The 20,958-nt window shown below is 63.0% G+C and carries 19 protein-coding genes; 9 read left to right on the top strand and 10 right to left on the bottom strand.

Annotated features, from left to right (window positions below):
* Window positions 1-192, top strand: a complete 192-nt coding sequence (locus QQ992_RS10345) for a hypothetical protein (RefSeq protein WP_286113280.1) — start codon at window positions 1-3, stop codon at window positions 190-192.
* Window positions 193-399: 207 nt separating this feature from the next.
* The gene (locus tag QQ992_RS10340; RefSeq protein ID WP_119369556.1) at window positions 400-750 is read left to right on the top strand and encodes a hypothetical protein; all 351 of its coding nucleotides are present in this window, start codon (window positions 400-402) and stop codon (window positions 748-750) included.
* A 38-nt stretch (window positions 751-788) separates the two neighbouring features.
* Here the strand turns inward: QQ992_RS10340 and QQ992_RS10335 are convergent, their stop codons facing one another.
* Window positions 789-935, bottom strand: a complete 147-nt coding sequence (locus QQ992_RS10335) for a DUF2986 domain-containing protein (protein WP_016714615.1) — start codon at window positions 933-935, stop codon at window positions 789-791.
* Between the two features lie 159 nt (window positions 936-1,094).
* Between QQ992_RS10335 and QQ992_RS10330 the strand changes: the two genes are divergently transcribed.
* The 3 genes from QQ992_RS10330 to QQ992_RS10320 all read left to right on the top strand — a co-directional run bounded on the left by QQ992_RS10330 (window position 1,095) and on the right by QQ992_RS10320 (window position 5,184).
* On the top strand, window positions 1,095-2,849 hold the full coding sequence (locus QQ992_RS10330) for a phosphoethanolamine transferase CptA (RefSeq protein WP_286113279.1): 1,755 nt from the start codon (window positions 1,095-1,097) through the stop codon (window positions 2,847-2,849).
* A 141-nt stretch (window positions 2,850-2,990) separates the two neighbouring features.
* Window positions 2,991-3,659, top strand: a complete 669-nt coding sequence (locus tag QQ992_RS10325; RefSeq protein WP_286113278.1) for a TetR/AcrR family transcriptional regulator — start codon at window positions 2,991-2,993, stop codon at window positions 3,657-3,659.
* Between the two features lie 10 nt (window positions 3,660-3,669).
* Window positions 3,670-5,184: an MDR family MFS transporter gene (locus QQ992_RS10320; RefSeq protein WP_286113277.1), complete on the top strand. Its 1,515-nt coding sequence runs from the start codon at window positions 3,670-3,672 to the stop codon at window positions 5,182-5,184.
* 33 nt (window positions 5,185-5,217) lie between these two features.
* On the opposite strand, the gene QQ992_RS10315 is transcribed toward QQ992_RS10320, so the two are convergent.
* From QQ992_RS10315 to QQ992_RS10300, 4 genes are read right to left on the bottom strand one after another with little or no spacing between them, the layout of a single operon-like run.
* Window positions 5,218-5,754: a PqiC family protein gene (locus QQ992_RS10315; RefSeq protein ID WP_286113276.1), complete on the bottom strand. Its 537-nt coding sequence runs from the start codon at window positions 5,752-5,754 to the stop codon at window positions 5,218-5,220.
* 11 nt (window positions 5,755-5,765) lie between these two features.
* Window positions 5,766-7,406, bottom strand: a complete 1,641-nt coding sequence (locus QQ992_RS10310) for a PqiB family protein (protein WP_286113275.1) — start codon at window positions 7,404-7,406, stop codon at window positions 5,766-5,768.
* A complete protein-coding gene (locus QQ992_RS10305; protein WP_016714620.1) occupies window positions 7,406-8,035 on the bottom strand; it encodes a paraquat-inducible protein A in 630 nt (209 codons plus the stop codon). Before QQ992_RS10305 ends, QQ992_RS10310 begins: the two co-directional genes overlap by 1 nt.
* Window positions 8,032-8,628 (bottom strand): paraquat-inducible protein A, encoded by a 597-nt coding sequence (locus QQ992_RS10300; protein ID WP_286113274.1) that lies wholly within the window; start codon window positions 8,626-8,628, stop codon window positions 8,032-8,034. Before QQ992_RS10300 ends, QQ992_RS10305 begins: the two co-directional genes overlap by 4 nt.
* A gap of 139 nt (window positions 8,629-8,767) precedes the next feature.
* Between QQ992_RS10300 and QQ992_RS10295 the strand changes: the two genes are divergently transcribed.
* Window positions 8,768-9,241, top strand: coding sequence for a YMGG-like glycine zipper-containing protein (locus tag QQ992_RS10295; protein ID WP_286113273.1), 474 nt, complete (start codon window positions 8,768-8,770; stop codon window positions 9,239-9,241).
* A gap of 49 nt (window positions 9,242-9,290) precedes the next feature.
* Here the strand turns inward: QQ992_RS10295 and QQ992_RS10290 are convergent, their stop codons facing one another.
* Window positions 9,291-10,196 (bottom strand): LysR family transcriptional regulator, encoded by a 906-nt coding sequence (locus tag QQ992_RS10290; RefSeq protein WP_286113272.1) that lies wholly within the window; start codon window positions 10,194-10,196, stop codon window positions 9,291-9,293.
* 483 nt (window positions 10,197-10,679) lie between these two features.
* Here QQ992_RS10290 and QQ992_RS10285 point away from each other — a divergent pair, with 483 nt between their 5' ends.
* Window positions 10,680-11,066 carry a VOC family protein gene (locus QQ992_RS10285; RefSeq protein ID WP_286113271.1) on the top strand — a complete coding sequence of 129 codons (387 nt, stop codon included), beginning with the start codon at window positions 10,680-10,682 and terminating at the stop codon, window positions 11,064-11,066.
* A 29-nt stretch (window positions 11,067-11,095) separates the two neighbouring features.
* The gene (locus tag QQ992_RS10280) at window positions 11,096-11,665 is read left to right on the top strand and encodes a hypothetical protein (RefSeq protein WP_105948464.1); all 570 of its coding nucleotides are present in this window, start codon (window positions 11,096-11,098) and stop codon (window positions 11,663-11,665) included.
* Window positions 11,666-11,796: 131 nt separating this feature from the next.
* On the opposite strand, the gene QQ992_RS10275 is transcribed toward QQ992_RS10280, so the two are convergent.
* The 4 genes from QQ992_RS10275 to QQ992_RS10260 form a co-directional block, all read right to left on the bottom strand.
* Window positions 11,797-13,476: an MFS transporter gene (locus tag QQ992_RS10275; protein ID WP_105948700.1), complete on the bottom strand. Its 1,680-nt coding sequence runs from the start codon at window positions 13,474-13,476 to the stop codon at window positions 11,797-11,799.
* Window positions 13,477-13,680: 204 nt separating this feature from the next.
* A complete protein-coding gene (locus tag QQ992_RS10270; protein WP_286113270.1) occupies window positions 13,681-14,460 on the bottom strand; it encodes an alpha/beta fold hydrolase in 780 nt (259 codons plus the stop codon).
* Entirely contained in the window at window positions 14,457-14,885 is a 429-nt protein-coding gene (locus QQ992_RS10265; RefSeq protein WP_286113269.1) for a VOC family protein, read from the bottom strand. Before QQ992_RS10265 ends, QQ992_RS10270 begins: the two co-directional genes overlap by 4 nt.
* Window positions 14,886-14,960: 75 nt before the next feature.
* Window positions 14,961-15,887 (bottom strand): alpha/beta fold hydrolase, encoded by a 927-nt coding sequence (locus QQ992_RS10260; protein WP_105948705.1) that lies wholly within the window; start codon window positions 15,885-15,887, stop codon window positions 14,961-14,963.
* A gap of 181 nt (window positions 15,888-16,068) precedes the next feature.
* Here QQ992_RS10260 and QQ992_RS10255 point away from each other — a divergent pair, with 181 nt between their 5' ends.
* Window positions 16,069-20,958: an NEL-type E3 ubiquitin ligase domain-containing protein gene (locus tag QQ992_RS10255; protein WP_350157406.1), complete on the top strand. Its 4,890-nt coding sequence runs from the start codon at window positions 16,069-16,071 to the stop codon at window positions 20,956-20,958.

Raw genomic sequence — 20,958 nt, 5'->3', positions numbered from 1 at the left:
ATGGACGACAAGGAGCCGGCAGGCAAAGCACAGCGCGTAGCCGATGATGACGATCAGCAGGAAGTGCCCGAATACAGCCCCGCCTTTGCACGCCTGATCATTGAGACCTCCCATGACACCTTTACCGAGATGGATCCGGACGCTCTGATCCTGCTGCTTGAGCAAATGCTGCAGAAAGCCCGCGCCAAGTGACGAGGGCAAGCCGCGCAAGCGGCATCAGGCGTGAGCAAATGTTCTACAAGGTGTTGCCGTAGCGAACTTTTTCTCGATGGCGGGTCTATTTCGCAGGTACAGAAAGGTAGCGGCTCACGAGACAAGGTTTGCCCCCACCTGCTGGCCAGATGGCTCAATTGTTATCAGAGGTTGGCTTCGCTCATGAAAATACATGTCGCAAGGTTGATGCTGCTCGGCCTGTTCTCGTTCGCGGCAATGGGTTCGGCATCGGCAACACAAATGAAAGCACCGGTGGCCCAGGCCCCCGCCGTTCAGTCACCGTTGCAGCCTGCCGGCAACCCCTGGTCGAAAGTGGCCTCCGTGGCCGTCGAACAGCCGGCCACGCTGTTGGCGCACGATGACGACCGCTGGCATGACCACAGAAGCGACTGGCGCCGTGAGCAATGGCGGCGTGAGCAAGCCCGGCGGGACTGGGAGCGCCGGCGAGACTGGGAACGCCGCCGTGACTGGGAGCGCCGCCATGAGCGGGCGATGCACCAGCGTCACTATGACGACCACCGTTACTACCGCCGTTGAGGGCACTGCGGCAGCACTTGCACTGCCTGCTCAGTGAGTCAGGTGGGGGTATCCCCCACCGCCTCTGCCTCCATCTTCAAACGGTCAGCCTTGCAAATGTATTTGGGCTTGCGCGGTGCCAGCTTGGCACTGGCCTTTTTGGCATGCGCCTGCAATAGCTGCTTGATCTTCTTACGACGGTTCATAATCCACAGGGCCTGTCAGTACCTTTTATCAGCCGCCATCATACCCGTGCGGCCTGCGCATTTCGCCACGTTGACGTTATTTTCACAGCCCGCAGATTAGCGTCACACCCTTTCTGGCCGCAGCAAACCTGCTGGCTACCAAGGTACGACGAGGCATACGTGTCACACACTACATCCCCCGCCGCGCACAAGCGCGTGGACTGGGCCGGCCTGGGCTGGCTTTTGCTGTTCTTCTGGTACTTTTCCGGCGTAACCCAGGCGTTGTTGCTGTTTAGCGGAACGACCGGGTTTGCCGGTTTTCGTGATGCGTTCTTCCTCAGTAGCCTGTGGCTGGCCCCGGTGCTGCTGGTGCCGCGCTTCACCCGCGCCACTGCAGCGGTCATCGGCCTGGTGCTGTGGGGAGCATCGCTGGTGGGCTTGAGCTACTTCGGCATCTATCGCCAGGAGTTCTCGCAAAGCGTCATCTTCGTGATGTTCGAGTCCAACACCGCCGAAGCCGGTGAATACTTCAGCCAGTACTTCAGTGTATGGCTGGGCCTGGCGTTGCTGCTGTACACGCTGGTGGCGGTGCTGCTGTGGAAGCGCGTGCGCCCGGTCAGCCTGCCGCTGCGCAGTCGCCTGCCGGTGGTCGCCTTGTTGCTGGTGGCCAACCTTGTGTACCCGTTCTACAAGCAGATGGTCACCCAGGAGCGCAATTTCGCCGATGCCGCCGAGAAAGTGCAACAGCGCATGGAACCCGCGGTGCCCTGGCAGTTGCTGGTTGGCTACCGGCAGTACCGCCAGCAACTGGACAACATGCAGGAACTGCTGGCCCAGAACGCCGCATTGCCGCCGCTGCAAAACCTGCGTGACAACAGCGGAACAGCGCCCCGCACCCTGGTGCTGGTACTGGGCGAGTCCACCACCCGCGAACACATGCACCTGTACGGCTATAACCGCGACACCACGCCCAACCTCGACGCGCTGGCCGCCAGCGACAAAGGCCTGACGGTGTTCCGCGATGTGGTATCGCCACGCCCGTACACCATCGAAGTGATGCAGCAGATCCTCACCTTCGGCGATGAGCAGAACCCGGACCGCTTCCTCACCGACCCGTCGCTGATCAACCTGATGAAACAGGCAGGCTACAAGACCTTCTGGATCACCAACCAGCAGACCATGACCAAGCGCAACACCATGCTCACCACCTTCTCGCAGCAGACGGACGCGCCGGTGTACCTGAACAACCAGCGCAACCAGAATGCCAGCCAGTACGATGACGTGGTGCTGGCGCCGTTCGAGAAGGCCCTGCAGGACCCTGCACCGAACAAGTTCATCATCGTGCACCTGCTGGGCACGCACATGGACTATCGCTACCGCTACCCGGACGACTACACGCACTTCACCGACAACCAGGGCGTACCGGGCAAACTGACGCCGGACCAGGTCAAAACCTACAACTTCTACGACAATGCGGTGCGTTACAACGACTACGTGGTCTCGAGCCTGATCAAGCGCTACTCGGCCGGTAACCCCAATGGCTTCCTGGTGTACCTGTCCGACCACGGTGAAGACGTGTACAGCTCCGGCGACCACGACCGCCTCGGGCGCAACGAGGGCGCGCCGACCCGGCCGATGTACACCATTCCGTTCCTGCTGTGGACCTCGCCCAGCTGGCAGGCCGAGCACCCTCGTGACTTGCAGGCAATGGCCAACCGCCCCTACAGCAGCTCGCACCTGATTCATACCCTGTCCGACCTGGCCGGGCTGAGCTATGACCGCTTCGAGCCGGCCAAGAGCCTGGTAAGCCCGCAGTTCGTGGCGACACAGCGCTGGATCGGCGACCCCTACCGCAAGGATGGCTTGCGCGAATTCGACCACCTGCCGCAGAACAAGCCTGAGCGGGTACAGGAAACAGCCAGCACCCGGCAGTAAACCGGCACCTGCGGGGGCAGCCTTGTGCTGCTCCTGCAAGGGTCGCGATATACCGTCCGCCTCATAAATTAAATTTAAATTGATTTTAAACTAAGCCTGTATCACGCTCTGCCCATACCCTTGGCCCGCAGAGCAGCCCCCATGTCCGCAGCCCCCCGAGAACCCCGCAAGGACGGCGCCGTCACCCGTACGCGCATCCTCGAAGCCGCTGGCGAACTGTTCGCCGCGCTCGGCTACGCCGAAACCAGCAACAAGGCTGTCGCCGCCAAGGCTGAGGTAGACCTGGCCTCGATCAATTACCACTTCGGTAGCCGCAACGGCCTGTACCTGGCCGTACTCGACGAAGCACGCCAGCGTTTCCTCGACCTCAGCGACCTGCAACGCATCACCCAAGGCAGCCAACCGGCAGCAGAGAAGCTGCGCGTGCTCGTAGAACTGGTAGTGCTCAAGGCCACTTCGGCCCGGGACAACTGGCACCTGCGGGTGCTGGCTGCGGAAATCCTCGCGCCCAGCCCCCATGGCCAGGCACATCTGCAGGCCGCCGCACCCTTGCGGCTGTCCCTGCTCAAGGGGCTGTTCAGCGAGATCAGCGGCATTCCTGTCGACGAACCAGCCCTGACCCGCTGCATCCTCTGCGTCACTGCCCCTTGGGCGATGCTGCTGATCGGCCCGCGCGGTGGCGCCGGCGCGCTGCACGAAATCCTGCAAATGCGCGTCGAGGCAGTTGCTGCCCAGTTGTACCGCTTCGCCCTGGCAGGCCTGCTGGACGCCGGCCAACAACATGCCCAGGCCCACGCCACATACCGTTGAGGTCAGCCTCATGCAACCAATATCCACGGATACCTCCCCCGCCGCAACGGATGCGCAAACCTCTATCCCACTGCTGCTGGCAGCCCTGATGCTGGTGATGTTCCTGGCGGCCCTCGACCAGACCATTGTCTCGACCGCGCTGCCGACCATCGTCAGCGACCTTGGCGGGCTGCGCTGGTTGTCCTGGGTGGTCACCGCTTACCTGCTGGCCTCCACGGTGGTGGTGCCGTTGTATGGCAAATTCGGCGACCAGTTCGGCCGCAAGCGTGTGCTGCAGGTCGCCATCGTCCTGTTCCTGCTGGGCTCGGCGCTGTGTGGCGCGGCGCAGACCATGGCCCAGCTCATCGCCTTTCGTACCCTGCAAGGGTTGGGTGGTGGCGGCCTGATGGTCGTGGCAATGGCCGCCATCGGCGATGTCATTCCACCCGCCGAGCGGGGCCGCTACCAGGGCCTGTTCGGCGGCGTGTTCGGGCTGGCCACCGTGGTCGGGCCGTTGATCGGCGGTTTTCTGGTGGAGCACTTGTCCTGGCACTGGATCTTCTACATCAACCTGCCGCTGGGCCTGCTGGCGCTGCTGGTGATCGGCAGCGTATTCCGCCCGCATGTGGCCCTGGTCCGGCATACGGTGGACTACATTGGCGCGTTCTTCCTCACCGTGGCCCTGGGTTCGGTAGTGCTCATCACCAGCCTGGGCGGCAGCCTGCTGGCGTGGCAGTCGCTGGACATGCTGTGCCTGTCGCTGTTTGCCCTGATCGGCCTGGCGGGTTTCGTCCTGGAACAGCGCCGCGCCGCCGAGCCGATCATGCCACTGCACCTGTTTCGCCACCGCACCTTCGTGCTCGCCGGGCTGATCGGTTTCATCGTTGGTGTGTCGCTGTTCGGCGCGGTCACCTTCCTGCCGCTGTACATGCAGGTCGTGAAGAACGCCACGCCTACCAGTGCCGGGCTGCAGATGTTGCCTCTGATGGGGGGCTTGTTGGTGGTGTCGGCCATTACCGGTCGGCTGATCAGCCGGTGGGGGCGCTACCGGGTGTTCCCGATCGTCGGCACCCTATTGCAAGTGCTGGCCCTGGGCCTGCTCAGCCAGCTTGAACCGGACACCCCTGCGCTGCAGTTGAACCTGTACATGGGCCTGCTGGGTGCCGGGCTTGGCATGGTCATGCAGGTGCTGATCCTGGCCGTGCAGAACAGTGTCGAGCCACGCCACATGGGCGTTGCCACCTCCGGGGCAACCTTGTTCCGCTCCATTGGCGGCGCCATCGGCGTGTCGGTGTTTGGCGCATTGTTCTCGCACACCCTGCTGGGGGGCCTTGCCAGCGATTTCGCCGCGAGCGGCGGTGGCCCGGCGAGCCTTTCACCGGCGGCTGTACACGCGCTGCCCGATGCCCTGCAGCACAGCTACCTGCAGGCGTTTTCCGGTGCGATGCACGGTGTATTCCTGCTGGCCGGGCTGATCACCAGCGTGGCCTTCGCACTGTCCTGGCTGCTGCGCGAAGTGCCGCTGCGCCGCGCCACACAAGCCTGAGGGCAGGATGCCAGCGCGCCGCCCGCGTAGGCCTTACACCGGTGCAGAGCAACTGCCGCTCCGGGCACTCCCCCGCACCGCCTCGGCCAATTTGCGCAGGTTGACCTGGTGCGCATTCACCAGGCTGGTGATGCTGTTGTCCGCGGCCGTCTGCACCGACGTGCGGCAGGTCAGTTCAGCCTGCCCTGCCTGCTTCAGGCGCCAGACGGCCTCCAGCGAGGCATAGCGCCCCGGCACCGTATCGAAGCGCTGCACATCCACCCGCAGTGCCGCCTTGCTGCCAGCCGCCGGCCCGCCCAACTGGTCCTGCAAGGCGCTGCGAAATTCATCCACCAGGTTGGCGCCCCACCATTCCGTTTCCAGAATGGCCAGGCCGCTCTGGCCCTGCCGCACCACCAGTTGCGGGCGGTCCACCTGCGGCGGCACCACCACCCGGGTCACCTGGATGTGCTGCCCGCTGTCGCGCACCGGCTCACTCGCCACCAGCGTGTGGTAGTTGTTCGGCGTACTGCTGCAGCCCCCGAGCCACACCAGCAGGCTGGCGACACACACATTGCGCAGTCGTTGCATCGGCTGTCTCCTCAGGGTTCAAGCGCTTCGGCACCGGCCGCCTTCGGCCGCCCGCGAATCAGCGACTCGGGGTGCCGGCCCAGGTAATCGGCGAGGTCACGCAGCGAACGCGACATGCGCTCCAGCTCATCCAGCGTTTCGCCCATCCGCTCGCGCTGCGGCGAATCCTCGGAAATGGCCGAGTTGGCCGTGCGCAGGGTCTTGTGCACTTCATCCAGCGCCACCTTCACGTCCGGCAGCGTCTGGCCATTGAACTGTTTGAGGCTGGCGCGCAACGCTCGCAGGCTGCCGTCCAGGTTGCCGGCGATGCTTTCCAGCGGCAGCTTGGCAATGCGCTCGACCACCCGCTGCAGTTGCTCCTGCAACTGTTCCAGGCTACCCGGCAGTGTGGGGATGGTGATGGGATTGGCGGCCATGTCGAAGGCCACCTTGGGGGCGTCCGGGTAGAAATCCAGGGAAATGAACATCTGCCCGGTGATCAGGTTGCCGCTGCGCGCCTGGGCCCGCAGGCCATGTTCGACAAAGGTGCCGATCAACCGCCTGGCCCCATCCATATCGCCCTCGGCGTGCTTGAACACCGACAGCATCTTGCGGTGCACCGGCCCCAGCCGTTGTGGGTAGATCACCGCATCGACCACCACCGGAAAGGTCTGGCGGGCGGCATCGTAGTCGAGCTTGACCGAGGTAACCCGGCCAAACTCCACGCCCTTGAACTCCACCGGCGCACCCACCGAAAGGCCGCGCATGGCCTGGTCAAAGCGCAACTGCAAATACTGCGCCTGGCCATTGGGGGGTGCCAATGCGGTATCGCGGTCGGCAAACAGCTGGAAGCTGGCCTGGTCGGCAGCAGCCTCGGCTTGGGGGGCAAAATCAGGCGAACCGAAGGCCAGCCCACCCACCAGGATCGATGACAGCGATTCGGTGTCCACCTTCAGGCCGTTGGCGCCAATCTGCATGTCGATGCCACTGGCATTCCAGAAGCGGCTATCCGTGGTGACGAAGCTGTCATAGGGTGCCTGCACGAACACGCCAATTTCTACGCCCTTACCATCGTCCTGCAGGGCAAAGGACACCACCTCACCTACCGGAATCTTGCGGTAGTAGATCGATGAGCCGACGTCCAGCGAGCCAAGGTCGCTGGCAGTCAGGGTAAAACGCTTGCCCTTTTCGTCGAACGTGATCGGTGGCGGCAGCTCAAGGCCGACAAAGGCCTTTTCCGGCACTTTCGACTCGCCGGAGTCAGCCCCGATGAAACTGCCCGAAAGCAGCGTGTCTACCCCGGACACCCCACCCACGCCGATGCGCGGACGCACCACCCAGAAGCGCGCACCCTGTGTGGCAAACGAGCGGGCATCGTCCGACAACTGCACCTTGGCCACCACGCTCTTCTTGTCATCGGCCAGTTCCACGGTGGTCACTTCACCAATCACCACGCTGCGGTACTTCACCTGGGTCTTGTGCGCCACCAGCCCTTCCCCGGTGTGGAAGGAAATGGCAATGACCGGCCCTTGCTGCATCCAGTTGCGCACCACCAGCGAAGCGCCGATCAGGATGGCCAGTATCGGCACAATCCACACCATCGACACGCTCCAGCGCCGGGTGCGCACTTCAACCTGCCCCGCGCCCCCACGCTCGTCAGTTTTCTGCCCCATCAATGCGGCCTCCCCTCGTTGGCATGGCTATCCCAGATCAGGCGTGGATCGAAGCTCATCGCAGAAAACATGGTCAGCACCACCACCATGCCGAAGAACAGGATGCCCACCCGTGGCTCGATGGTGCCCAGCCCGCGCAACTGCACCAGTGCCGCCACCAGCGCCACCACCATGACATCGAGCATCGACCAGTAGCCGATCAGCTCGACGAAGCGGTACAGCTGCGAACGTTGCCGGCAGGCCCAGGTGGAACCACGCTGGGCGGTATACAGCAGCAGGCCGAGGGAAAAGAACTTGATGGCAGGCACACCCACGCTGGCAATGAAGATGATCAGTGCGATGTCCCAGGCCCCCGCCTCCCAGAACTCCAGCACCCCACCGCCAATGGTGCTTTCACTGCCACTGCCGAGCATTTCGGTGTGCATGACAGGCAGCAGGTTCGCCGGGATGTAAAACACCAGCGCGGCCAGCAGAAACGCCCAGCCGCGGCTGATGGCATTGGCCTTGCGCCGATGGATGGCAGCACCACAGCGGTTGCACGTATGCGCGCCGCTGCTCAGGTCACACGCCTGTCCGCAGCCATGGCACAGACACAGGCCGAGGTCGTCAGCGCTGGCCGGGGCAGTCATACCTGCTCCCACAAATCGCGGATGTCCTTGCCGGCGATATGAATGATCAGCATGCTCAGCGCGGCCAGGGCCAGCAAACCGATGCCCGGGATCACATCGAGCAACCCCGCCAGCTTGATCACCGCCACCATCGCCCCCAGCAGGCACACCTCCAGCATGCTCCAGGGCCGCAGGCTCTCCAGCCCGCGCATGCACAGGGCAAAGCCGGGGGCACGCTGACCGGCCAGGGCAAAGCTCAGCACCCAGCACAGCACGGCAATTTGCAGCACCGGCGCAAAGATGATCGACAGCGCCATGACCAGGGCGATGAAGGTAATACTGCCGTGGCTGAGGATCTGCACCGAGTCCCACAACGTCGCCGAATGGGTAAGCCCCTGCATGCCGATGGTCATCACCGGGTAGGCATTGGCGAACACCAGCAGGATGCCACCGGTCACACTCAGTGCCAGCCGCTGCTGAAGGGTCAAGGACGTATGCCGGTACAGCACGCCGCCACAGCGCTGGCAAAGGGCGCGCTGATGCTTGCGCAGCGGTGCACGGTGGTACACCGTGTCGCAATACTCACAGATGATCAGGTCCCGAGGCTGGGTCATGGCGTTTCCAGGGTAGCCAGACGTGAGCGTGCAAGGGTGCACTCTGATATCCGGTGTAGACCATGCGGGCAAAACCGCCATTGCCACCTGATGACAGACTATTCTGTAGAACGGGCTTCCCGCCCCATGGAGGTGTGCCATGCGTACGTTCACATGGAGCTGCCTGCTGGTGCTGCTGAGCGCTGCACCGGCCGCCCAGGCGCAGTCGGTAGTACCGCTCAAAGGCCAGAGCAGCCAGCAAATGCAACTGGATATCAACGATTGCAATACCGTCGCCACCAATGCTGCAAACAGCACCGCGACGTCCAGCGAAGCCCATGTCGGTGGCCGGGTACGCGGCGCGGCTGCAGGTGCCGCCGCCGGTGCAGTGGGCGCGCAGGTGCGCGGCAACCAGCATGAGGCGTTGTATGACCGGGCCAGTGACGATGCCAAGCAGCAATACCGGCAAAACCGCGCTGGCGAAGTGGCGGCCGCCGGTGCCGCAGTCGGTGGCATGCGTCAGCGTCAGGATCGGCGCCAGGACAGGCGCGGCCAGGACGAAGCAAAAACCCAGGCCCATGCCAGTGCCTACAGCGGCTGCCTGCAAGGCCGCGGCTATCAGGTCAATCCTTGACCACCCTGGCACGCCGTGCCGTTGAATCCGGCGGCATGGCGTGCCGGCCTCAGAACTTCACCAGTTCCTCCCGACAGAACTCCACAAACAACTGTGCAGGTTTGGTCAACTGCACCCGCTTCAACCACGCCGCCGCCAGCCCCGACAGCGCCACCGGTTCGGTGATGTCCAGCATGGCCAGGCGCTGGCCATCGTAGGTGTATTCCGAATGCGGTCGGGTCACCAGCAGCGAAAAACCAAAACCCTGCCCGACCATGCCACGCACCATCTCGATCGACGGCGAGCTGAAGACGATGTTCGGTGTCAGCCCCAGTTCGTTGAACAGGCTGACGAAGTAGGTGCGGCTGGGGGCCACGTCCAGCAGGATCATCGGTTCCGGGCACAGGTCACGCAGCGAGACCTGGGCCTGGCCGGCAAAACGGTGGTTTTCCGGCAGCAGCACATAGGGCTTTTGCGGCGGCATCAGCGGCTCGGCTTCGATGGTGCCGTCCAGGTCGTGATCGTAGAGAAATGCCAGGTCGAAGGTGCCGGCCGTCAGGCCCTGGATCAAGTCCTGCTGCTCGCCGTCACGCAGGCGAATGTCCACGCCCGGGTAACGCTGACGAAAACCGGCAATCAGCCGCGGCAGGTACAACGGCGCCACGGTTTCGAAGCAGCCGATGTCGATCTGCCCGGCCACGGTATCGTTGTCGGCCAAGGCATTCTGCTCGAACTCATGGGCCATCTGCAGCAGCGACTTGGTCTTGGCGTAGAAGCGCTTGCCACTGGGCGTCAGCGACACACCCTGGGCATGGTGACGGATGAACAGCTGCACACCGAAACTTTCCTCCAGACTTTTGATGGCCGTGGAGATGGACGGCTGGGCGATGTACAGCTGGCGCGAAGCCTCGGCAACGCTGCCGGCCTCCACGGTGGTGACGAAGTACTTCAGTTGTCGCAAGGTATAGGCAGCCACGGGTACCTCTTTGGCGCCCGTATGGGCACGCAGGGATCATGGCTGACACTTTAACCCTGGCCCCGGGTGGTTGGGGCCTCGGGTGACAAAGGATTTAACTATGGCTTGAGTAGTTTTTTGCGGGGGGGGGGTGCCGTGCCCCCCCTAAAAATCACTCGAAGGGTACATTCGCAGGCACGCAATCATCCCCGACATGCTTGTACCCCGCTGGGCATGCCATCCCCACGACAGGGACCACGCCACGCTTGCGTCTGGACAGTTTCACCTCCGTTTCCGCTTGCGCCTCTGTCTGTTGTTCATGATCGTTTGGCAGCTCGGCCTTCGGCTCATCTTGCATGGACGTTTCTCCTGGGTTGAGTGAACTTGCCAGGCCAACTCTATCGCCTGCTCACCCGGTACCCCATCGGGAAACCTGGCCACTGGCCAAATGCACCCAACCGTCTTTACTGATACCCAACGGCCTCTGGAAAACGGTGCGTGCCTATGAAAATCGTGGTCACCAGCATTCTCGTCGACGACCAGGCCAAGGCCCTGGCTTTCTACCACTACGTACTCGGTTTCGAGCCCAGGCATGACATCCCCATGGGCCGGCACCGCTGGCTGACCCTGACTTCGCCCAACGACCCCAATGGTGTCGAGCTGCTGCTGGAGCCCGATGCGCACCCAGCGTCCAAGGTGTACAAAGCGGCGCTCAAACAGGACGGCATCCCCGTCACGTCGTTTGGCGTACGCGATATCCAGGCTGAATACACACGTCTGTGTGCGGCGGGCGTAACGTTCACCCAGCCGCCCACCAACATGGGCCCCGTTACCGTGGCCGTGTTCGATGACACCTGTGGCAACCTGATCCAGATCGCCCAAAAACACTGACACCCCACGCGCAACAACAAGGAAAACAGATGCGCCACGAATTCAGCGAAGTGCTCAACGACCTGGTCGATTACTTTCTGCTTGGCGATATCCAGCTGCTCGAACGCTTCAAACAGGAACATGAGCTGCCCGACGACCTTGCCTACGCATTCACCCATGACGACAGTGGCGACCAGGCCGTACGTGAAGGCATCGTGCTGCCGCTGGCCGGGGTCGACAACCTGCCATATCGCATCCTCTTCACCCTCGATGGCTACACCCCGGCCCTGCGCGAACCCGGCAGCCGCCTGAAGCACCGGCGCAATGGCTACGTGCTGCGGGTCGAGCACGGTGCGCTGATGCTGTACACCTGGCGCATCTTGCAGCATTTCACGCCCAAGACCTTGGGTGACCTGATGGCTCGCTACCAGGTGCCGGGGCGGCCGATCATCGAGCTGGACAATGGCTGGTATGACGTGGAGGTGCTGGCGGGGGCCCTGGTGCGGGACGGGTTGTATGAGCCAGCGTTTGAGTTCGTGTTGAAGAAACGCTGGAGCCGGGGTGAGGCGGCTGATGTGGATACCGGATATGCCTTTGGCTTGCGTGGCTATTTCGATTGATTGATAGCCTGTCCCGGCCTCTTCGCGGGCTAAACCCGCTCCCACAGGTACAGCACAGGACTTGAGAGCTGTGCTGTACCTGTGGGAGCGGGCTTGCCCGCGAAGAGGCCCGCACAGGCGACCCATTAATCTCAGGTATGGCTGATATCCCGATCCTTGGTCTCCGGCATGAAGAAGATCCCCAGTACCGCCGTCATCACGGCGATCACGATCGGGTACCACAAGCCGTAGTAGATATCCCCGGTCGCCGCCACCATGGCAAACGCAACCGTCGGCAGGAAGCCGCCGAACCAGCCGTTGCCGATGTGGTAAGGCAGCGACATCGAGGTGTAGCGGATACGCGCCGGGAACAGTTCCACCAGCCAGGCGGCAATCGGGCCGTAGACCATGGTCACGTAGATCACCAAGAGGGTCAGCAGCAACAGTACCATCGGGTAGTGGATCTTCGCCGGGTCAGCCTTTTCCGGGTAGCCCGCCTCTTTCAATGCACCACTCAAGGTTGCAGTAAACGCCTCGCTCTGCACCTTGAAGTCCGCTGCGGCCATGCTACTGCCTTCAAAGCTCGGCAGTACCCGCTCACCAATACGGATCTGCGCCACGCTGCCAGGTTCGGCCGCTTCGTTGGTATAGGGAATGGCGCGCTTGGCCAGCAGGCTCTTGGCGATGTCGCAGGAACTGGTGAATCTGGCCTTGCCCACAGGGTCGAACTGGAACGCGCACTGGCCAGGGTCAGCCACCACCACCACCGGGTTCTGCTCCTGGGCAACGAACACGTCCGGGTTGCCGTACTCGGTCAGCGCCTTGAAGATCGGGAAATAGGTCAGCGCAGCGATAATGCAGCCGGCCATGATGATCTTCTTGCGGCCAATGCGGTCAGACAAGCTACCGAAGAAGATGAAGAACGGCGTGCCGATCAGCAGCGAGCCGGCAATCAGCAGGTTGGCCGTCTGTGGCTCGATCTTGAGCATCTGCAACAGGAAGAACAGCGCATAGAATTGCCCGGTGTACCACACCACGGCCTGGCCAGCAGTGCCGCCCAGCAACGCCATGATCACCACCTTCAGGTTGTCCCAACGGGCGAACGACTCCGTCAGGGGTGCTTTGGAGGCTTTGCCTTCGGCCTTCATCTTCATGAACACCGGTGACTCGTTGAGCTGCATGCGGATGTACACCGAAATCGCCAGCAGCAGAATCGACAGCAGGAACGGCACCCGCCAGCCCCAGGCCTCGAACGCCTCGGTCCCCATGGCCGTGCGGCACGCCATGATCACCAGCAGCGACAGAAACAGCCCCAAGGTGGCCGTGGTCTGGATCCAGGCGGTGAAAAAGCCGCGCCGCCCCTTCGGTGCATGCTCGGCCACGTAGGTGGCCGCGCCGCCGTACTCGCCCCCCAGTGCCAGGCCTTGCAGCAGGCGCAGGGTAATCAGGATGATCGGCGCGGCCACACCGATCGCGGCGTAGCCAGGTAGCAGGCCGACGATGGCGGTGGACAGGCCCATGATCACGATGGTAATGAGGAAGGTGTACTTACGCCCGATCATGTCGCCCAGGCGGCCGAACACGATGGCACCGAATGGCCGCACCGCGAACCCGGCGGCAAAGGCGAGCAAGGCGAAGATGAACGAGGTGGTTTCATTGACCCCGGCAAAGAAGTGCTTGGCGATGATCGCCGCCAGGGAACCGTACAGGTAGAAGTCGTACCATTCGAACACCGTGCCCAGGGAAGAAGCGAAGATGACCTTGCGCTCCTCCCGGGTGATACCGCGTTGGGGCGCGCTACTGCCCGTGGATGTGCTGTCGAGAACCGCCATGGGTTGCCTCCGTCATGTCATCATGCAGGCCGGAGCACCTCACAACCACTTCACCGTCGCACCCAGGCCCTGGGGCTTGCTTTGGTTGCGCGAAGCACGACGAGGCAGGCCGCCTCGGATCGCAGCAAGGTAACTGAAGCATAATCGGGTTTGGCGGGATATCCACTGCTGCCGCACGCAGGCCCCCCGCCACACAAAAACGTGTTACTGCAAGAACGGCGTGACCTCTGCCAGTACCCGTTCGGCCTGTTCCCGATGCGGTACATGCCCACACCCTTGCAGCAACTGCATCGCCGCCGGCCCACCCGCCAGCGCCACCAGCCGCTCGGGGTGCGCTGGCGAGCCGAACTCGTCGTTGTCGCCATGCAGGCTCAACAGCGGGCAGCGGACCTGCGCCAACACGGCATCCAGGTTCCACTCGGCAAAATCCCCAGCCAGCCAATTGTCCACCCAGGCGCGCAGTACCCATTCGGCCTTGCTGCCATGGTAGCGCTCCAGCCGTTGCAGCTGCCCGGGCGCGGCAAACTGCAGATCGGCGGCACGAATGCCCTCAAGGGTACGCGCTTCGACAAACGCTTGTGCCGACTCGGTAATCAGCCCCACGCACTGGCTGGCGAAGGCCGCCGCGCAGGCCACGGCCATGCCACCGCCAACGCTGTGGCCGAAGACAATGAAATCGGTAATGCCAAAGTACTTGCGCAGCGCCGTGAACCCTTGCTGCGCCTCGTTCTCGACAAAGCCCAGGCGCAACCTGCCCGGGTGTGCGTCGGACCGGCCAAAGCCCAGGCGGTCGTAGGCGATTACCCGGTGCCCGGTGGCGCGGGCCAACTGCATCGGAAAGTCGCGCCACAACGCCACACAACCCAGCGAATCATGCAGCAGGACAATGGGCGCCCCCTGCACCTGCAGGGGTACCCACTCCTGGGCGAACAGCTTGCCTTGGGGGGTGTCGATCCAATGCTCACGGCTGTGCAGCTCGCTCATACCGACTCCGCCACCGGCCCCTTCAACTCGACCTGGTTACCGTCCGGGTCGTAACAGTACAGGGACAGCCCCTCGCCTTCGGCACCATAACGCTTCTCTGCGGGCTCAACCTTTACCCCGGCGGCTTCCAGGTAGGCCGTCAATGCCGCCTCGTCGAACGGCTCGATACGCAGGCAGAAATGGTGCAGGTTGCGCCCTTGCGCCCCCGGTGCCCCCGGTGCCGCCCCGCCTGGCTGGCCCAGCGGGCCGTCCAGGGTCACCAGGTCGATCATCGTCGTGCCCGTGGCCAGGTGCACCATGCCCAGGTCGTCGCGCACACGGCTGACAGCGCAACCCAGTAGCTCGGTGTAAAAGGCAACACTGCGCGGCAGGTCGCTGACCCGCAGAACAAGATGGTCTATGTGCTTGATAGCGAACGGTCGCATGCCGGGCTCCTTGTGCCGTGTGCGCGAATACGTTCGCCACCATAGCCCAGCTTCGCCCGGCGTGACCAGAATCAGCTACTCGTTAACCAACCGTTGCAGCACGCGCCCCTCATGCCGCGTCAGGATGCGCAACAGTTGGTCGACCAGCGCGCGGTCCGGGGTATCCAGGTGGAAGTGGTGCCCGCCCGGGTGCCACGAAATCTTCGCCTGGCCAGGCAAGGCGGCCTCGCGCCGGGTAAAGGCTTCGCCGGTGAATGCCCCCTGGCGGCCAAACAGCAGGTACAACGGGCAGCTGATCTGGTTGAGCAGCTCGCAGGCTTCGCGCTCGGTCAGTGGCATGGGTTCGGGCAGCACCAGCCGCGGGTCGTGGCGCCAGCAGTAGCCATCACCCAGTTGCAGCAGGTCGCGCAGCGCCAGCAGCCGTGCGGCACCTTCCGACAGCTCGGTGTCCAGGCGTTCGCGGCGTTGCGCCAGGGCGGTGTCCAGGTCGTCGAAGCGGCCGGGGTCTGGCTCGGCAAAACCCGGCAGCTGGCTGCGCTGCACCATACGCTTGAGCCGGTAAGCCCGCGCCAGGTGCTGCACGCGGTCATCCTCGGCCACCGTGAACGGTGCCCCCATGCCGTCGAGGAAGGTCATGCTGGCAATGCCGCTGGTCATGGCCGCCAGCAGCGATGCCACCCCGGTGCCCATGCCATGGGCCAGCACATGGAACTGCGCCAGCCCCAGGCTATCGGTCACCGCCAGCATGTCTTCGGCGTGCTCCCACAGGTAATAGCCACTGTCGTGGCGGCGATGGTCAGAGCGGCCATGGCCAACCAGGTCGGGGGCTACCACGAAGCAGCCGTCCAGCATCGGTGCCAGGCGTTCGAACGAGGCAGCGTTGTCCAGCCAGCCATGCAAGGCCAATACGGGAATACCGTCTTCGGCGCCCCAGGTGCGGACCGCTATTTCAATACCATCAAGGTCTAGCAGGTGATCTTTCGGACTGCACAGCGAACGCATTGCAATTCTCCTTGGCTGAAGCCTGCGCCATGGCCTGCCTCACCCTCTCGCAGATCGCCCCCAGCTGCTGGCCCCTCACCGACCCGCGCATGCGCAGGACCGACCGCTACCGACAACTATCTACCGCACCACGGCGCCTTGATGAGCGTGGACTACCCCCTCTACGCAAGAGGTCATGACCATGACAAACCCCACGCCGCTACATCAAAGCCAGATAACCCGAGCATTGCCGAAATGGAGCAAGGCGCTTCATCCCGTACATACGCGCAAAGTGGTGCAAAGCCTGCGCAAGGATTTTCTGGCTGACGATGGCACTCCCTACACCTGGTATGCCATTGCCGATACCCCCGAGCGCGAGCAGCTATGCAACGCGATCGAGGCGCGAGACCGGTCTGTGGCCCAACTCAGGAAGTCGCTTGCCGGCTTTCAGGACATCGTCGCATTCTGCACCCCTCTGCTGACCGAGCGGCTGAACGTGGATGTGCCCGTAGACCGGGCGCAATACGTCTTCCAGCCCTTTGAAGCAACGGCCGACATCTGGACCGGCGTTCCCGATGCAGAGCTGCCCTTGGTACCAGACCGGGAGCTGGATGTGCTTGCCACCCGCCCCGTGGGCGAGCCGCAAACACGCAGTTTGCTGGAGGCCGCCCTGCACAACTTCGAGGGCCTGCACGAAGCCGGCGCCTACAGCAGGCTCACCCTCGCAGCAGGCAGCGAAACGCCCCTGCCTGGCCTGACAATGGCAGCGTTCGTACGGCATTGCCGGGCGCTGGACCTTGGCCAGCGCTATCAAGACCATCTGCATGCAACCCACGAAGGCGACAATCGCGCTGAAATCCAGCGCCTGTCGATAAACGCTAGCCGTGAGGCCTTGCGGGTGCAGGTACTGATCGCAACGCTCAAAGGCCTGCTGAGCACCCCTGGGCGCGATGCGCTCATGCAACTGTGCAACGGCGACACCCACCCAACGTATCAGCAACAGGCATTGCACTGCTGGAACGTCAGCCTGTTCGATATCCCCATCCACGAAGTCCTGTTCATCGGGCCTGACAACCCTGACCGGAACAACCCCTGCATGCTCTATATACCGGGCGACAGCGAGCACCCGGTAAGGGAATTTGCCTCACGCCAGGAAGCAGGCAAGCACCTGCGCAGGCGGCTACTGCAAACCGAATTTCGCCGAACCTTGGTGCACTTCGCCTACATGGCCAGGCAAAAAGAGCTGGCCGACAAGCTGGAGGAGGCGCTGTTCGAAAAGAATGAAGCCGGCGAACGCAAACCCCGGCACAAGCCAGCCCTCCCTCTCACACCTTCACTGATCAGGACCGCCCCCTGGACGACCTTGTACAACGCGCACCTTGCGCGCATGAAGGCCGATGCAAGAACCATCGCGGTTCCCACCGCCGAAGTCGATGCCAAGGCCCGCAACGCACGCCTGAAGCACTGGCTGGAGCTGGGCATGAACGTGCTGAACGTCGCCGCGTTTTTCGTGCCGGGGCTGAACACGGTCATGCTTGGCGTTTTCGCCTACGACCTGATGAGCTCGGTTTTCACCGGGTTCGAAGCCTGGGAAGAAGGTGATAACCGACAGGCACTGGCGCAACTGGAATCGTTGGCCATCAATGCGGCGGTGATTGCCGGTTTTGCGGTGGGTGCCAGGCTTGTCCAGGCGTCCGGCTTCGTAGACGCCCTGACAAGCGTGTGGCACGAAGATCGGGAAGTGCTCTGGCACCCCGACATGCAGCCTTATGCGAGCACAGTGGTTATCCCTGAGGGGGCTCAACCCGACTCGCTCGGCCATGTACACCTCGATGGCAAGGCTTACCTCAACGTGGACGGCACCCCCTACGAGGTGTTCCAGGATGCCGATCAACAATGGCGCGTGCGCCACCCCGCTGATGCGCAAGCCTATGCCCCACGCTTGCTGCATCACGGTAACGGCCGCTGGCAACTGGCCCACGAACAGCCACTGGAATGGGGCCGCGAACAGCTCATGCGCCGCCTCGGCGACTACGGCGCAGGCCTGGCGGATGCAGAGCTTGACTGCGCCCTGCGCAGTACCGGCACCGATGAAGCCGTCTTGCGTCGCGCCCAGGCGGCCGGCCTGCGTCCACCTGCCTTGTTGATCGACGCCCTGGAATGCCTGCAGCTGGATAACCAGGCACAGCAGATCATCACCCACGTACGGCATGGTCTGCCGCTGGCAGCGTACAAGAACTACGCCTTGCCTGAATTACTGCGCCTGCCCGGATGGCCTGAAGGCAAAGTGCTCAAGGTTTATCAGGGGCCAGAACCTTGGGGCGAATCTGTGCGCTATGGCCCTCCTCACACAGAGGGTCAGGTAGAAATCGAGGTTACCCGTACCGACCTGGAAAACGGCCAGTTGAGCCAGACCGTTCTGGCGCAGATGGATGACAAAGCCATTGTCCAGTTGTTCGGTGACACACGGCCCGAACACCGAGCGTCCACATTGAACAACACGCTCGCGCAACACCTGCAAGCATATCGTGCGGGGCTTTTCAGCAGCCTGCGAGAAAGCCGACGCCCCGCCCTGCCCCCGACCGCCCGGCCCCTCGCCCGGCAGTTTCCCGGCCTGCCGGACAGTGCGCTTGACGCATTACTGGCCCACATCAGCAACGCCGAACGAACAAGCCTGGAACAGGGCCGCGTGCCGCTTCGCATTGCCGAAGAGGCACGCCTGCTGCAAGCCCGGGCGCGGCTTGACCGCGCCCTCCTCGGCCTCTTCAGGCCCAGCCTGGCCAACGACGACAGCCAACGCCTGAAGCAGGCCCTGCAAGCCGAGCACCCGCAGGCTGACTCGGCCCAATTGCTGCAAGTTGCCCTTGATGATCGCCAGCACTGCGCGACACTGCTCGGCCAACAGCCGATCAAACCGGACTTCCGCTCCCCCTTGCGATTGGCCAACGGCCAGCTTGGCTACCCCCTGAGTGGCCGAGGCCTGCAAGGACGCGCGATGCCCGCTGCGCGCCGGCTCAGTGCGCTCTACCCAGAACTCGGCAGCCAGCAAATCAGCGCGCTGCAAAGCGAACTTGCCCAAGGGGACGACCTGGGTATCGCCATCAGTCGGCTGGAAGCAGAGCAGCGCACCCTGAGCCGTGACCTCAACCGCTGGGTCAGCCACTCACGCAACATCGTAGACCGGCTCGATCGCCAGCAATGCACCGAACGCCTGATGAGTGCTTGCCGTCGTGAAGGCGGCGCGCAACGCGCAACGCTGGTACTGGATCGCATGCAACTGCAAGCGCTGCCAACGTTCACGGCACGCATGCCACACATCCGCCAACTCACGCTCGACGGCTTGCAATTGCGGCACCTGGAGAGCGGCTTCCTGTCCAATTTTCCTCACCTGGAAAGCCTGGAGATCATCGGCAACCCGGAAATGGATGCCGAATCATTGTTCGAGGCGCTCAAGGCTGCGCCACGGCTACGCGAACTGGGCCTGACAAACAATGGCCTGACCACCCTTTCAGCCACTGCCCAAGAGGCCATCGGGTCGATGCCCGGCCTGAAGATGCTTGGCCTCAGCCGCAACCAGCTGCAGCTCGATGACGCCAGCTTGAGTTTCCTGACGCGCTTGCCCCTCGATGCACTCGGCCTGGGCAACAATCTAATCACGCTCGATGAAACCCTTGCCGCCCGTTTTCAGGACATGATTCACCCCATGGTGCTGCACCTGGTCGGCAACCCATTGCAGCTGGCACCAGACCTGCGTTTCATGGCGCGCCTCAGCCACCTGAACCTTGAGCGTTGCGAGCTGCAACAGTGGCCCGACAGTTTGACCGTGCTCATGAACCAACCCCAGTACCAGCTGCGTTACCTCAACCTCTCCTCCAACCGCATTCGCACCCTGCCAGACCTGCCAGGTGTGCTGCGCACGCCCTACGCCCGTGATGTTGCCGCACGCTTGCCAGAGCGTAACTGGCTGTTCAACTACAACACGCTGGAGGCCCAGACACGCGCACGCCTGGGCGGCAGTGGCGTCAACGTATTCGAGCACGAAGAAGACCTGCCGCAGTGGCAAGGCTTTTTCCGCGACGAAGCGAGCAGTGCCGAAGAGCAGCTGTGGGGCGACCTGTTCGACCAAGGTGAAAATACGGCGTTGCTGGGCGTGTTGGAGCGCCTTGCCCAATCGGCAGAAGCGCAACGGGATGCCAATGCCCTGAGAGCCCGTGTCTGGGACTTGCTGGATAAGGCTTCTCGAGACACCGCGCTGCGTGAACGCCTCACTACCGTAGCTGGCGACTTTCCCCCCACCTGCGGGGACGCGGGTGCCGATGCGTTCAGCGCATTGGAAACAGAAGCGCTGGCCCACGAAGCGGCAGGCCGTGCCGGTAGCCAACCGACCGATCTACTGAACCTGTATCGCAGGTTGTATCGACGCGATCAGGTCAATCAACTGGCCGACCGCATCAGCTTGAAAAGGGCGTTGCGTAAACAGGCACTTCTGGATGATGTGTTCGACGAAGCATTGCCGCCCTATGATGAGCTGGATGACCCCTCGGCCTTTCCTGATTTCGATCTGGAAACGGGGCTGGTGGACGATATCGAAATGCGCCTGGCTTTGCGCCAGTCCTTGGCCACCGCGCTGGACTATCCTGAACCAAGCCGTGGCATGCTGTACCGCAGCACGGCCAAGCTCAACCAGACGATCATCGACAGGGTGAAAGCGGCGGTTCTTGCCCTGGATACGGATGCTGCCGCGCGGGAGCAATGGTTGAACCGGCAGCCGGGCTGGGTCGAATTCCTGAAACGAACGTATGCAGTGCAGTTCAGCCTGATCACCGACTTTTGGCGACCAGGCCTGGACTACCTGTACTACTGCCTGGATGAAACCGCCGACCCGGTCACGTCCCTGGACAGTTCCGTGCTGCGAGCCCTCGCCAACGTCTTGCCTGACACCCCACTGGATACTCAAGGCAGGCTTCAGCGCGTGGCGATCAACGAGCAGCAGTATCGTCAGGGCGTGGACGTGCTGACTGCCGAGCAGCAACAGGTTGAAACGGGCCTGCTGACCAGCCTGACGCGCCAGGCGCAAACGCTCGGCAGCTAA

This window comes from Pseudomonas kurunegalensis, from assembly GCF_030291635.1.
GTDB lineage: Bacteria > Pseudomonadota > Gammaproteobacteria > Pseudomonadales > Pseudomonadaceae > Aquipseudomonas > Aquipseudomonas monteilii.
This window is presented reverse-complemented; position numbering and strand designations above follow the sequence as displayed.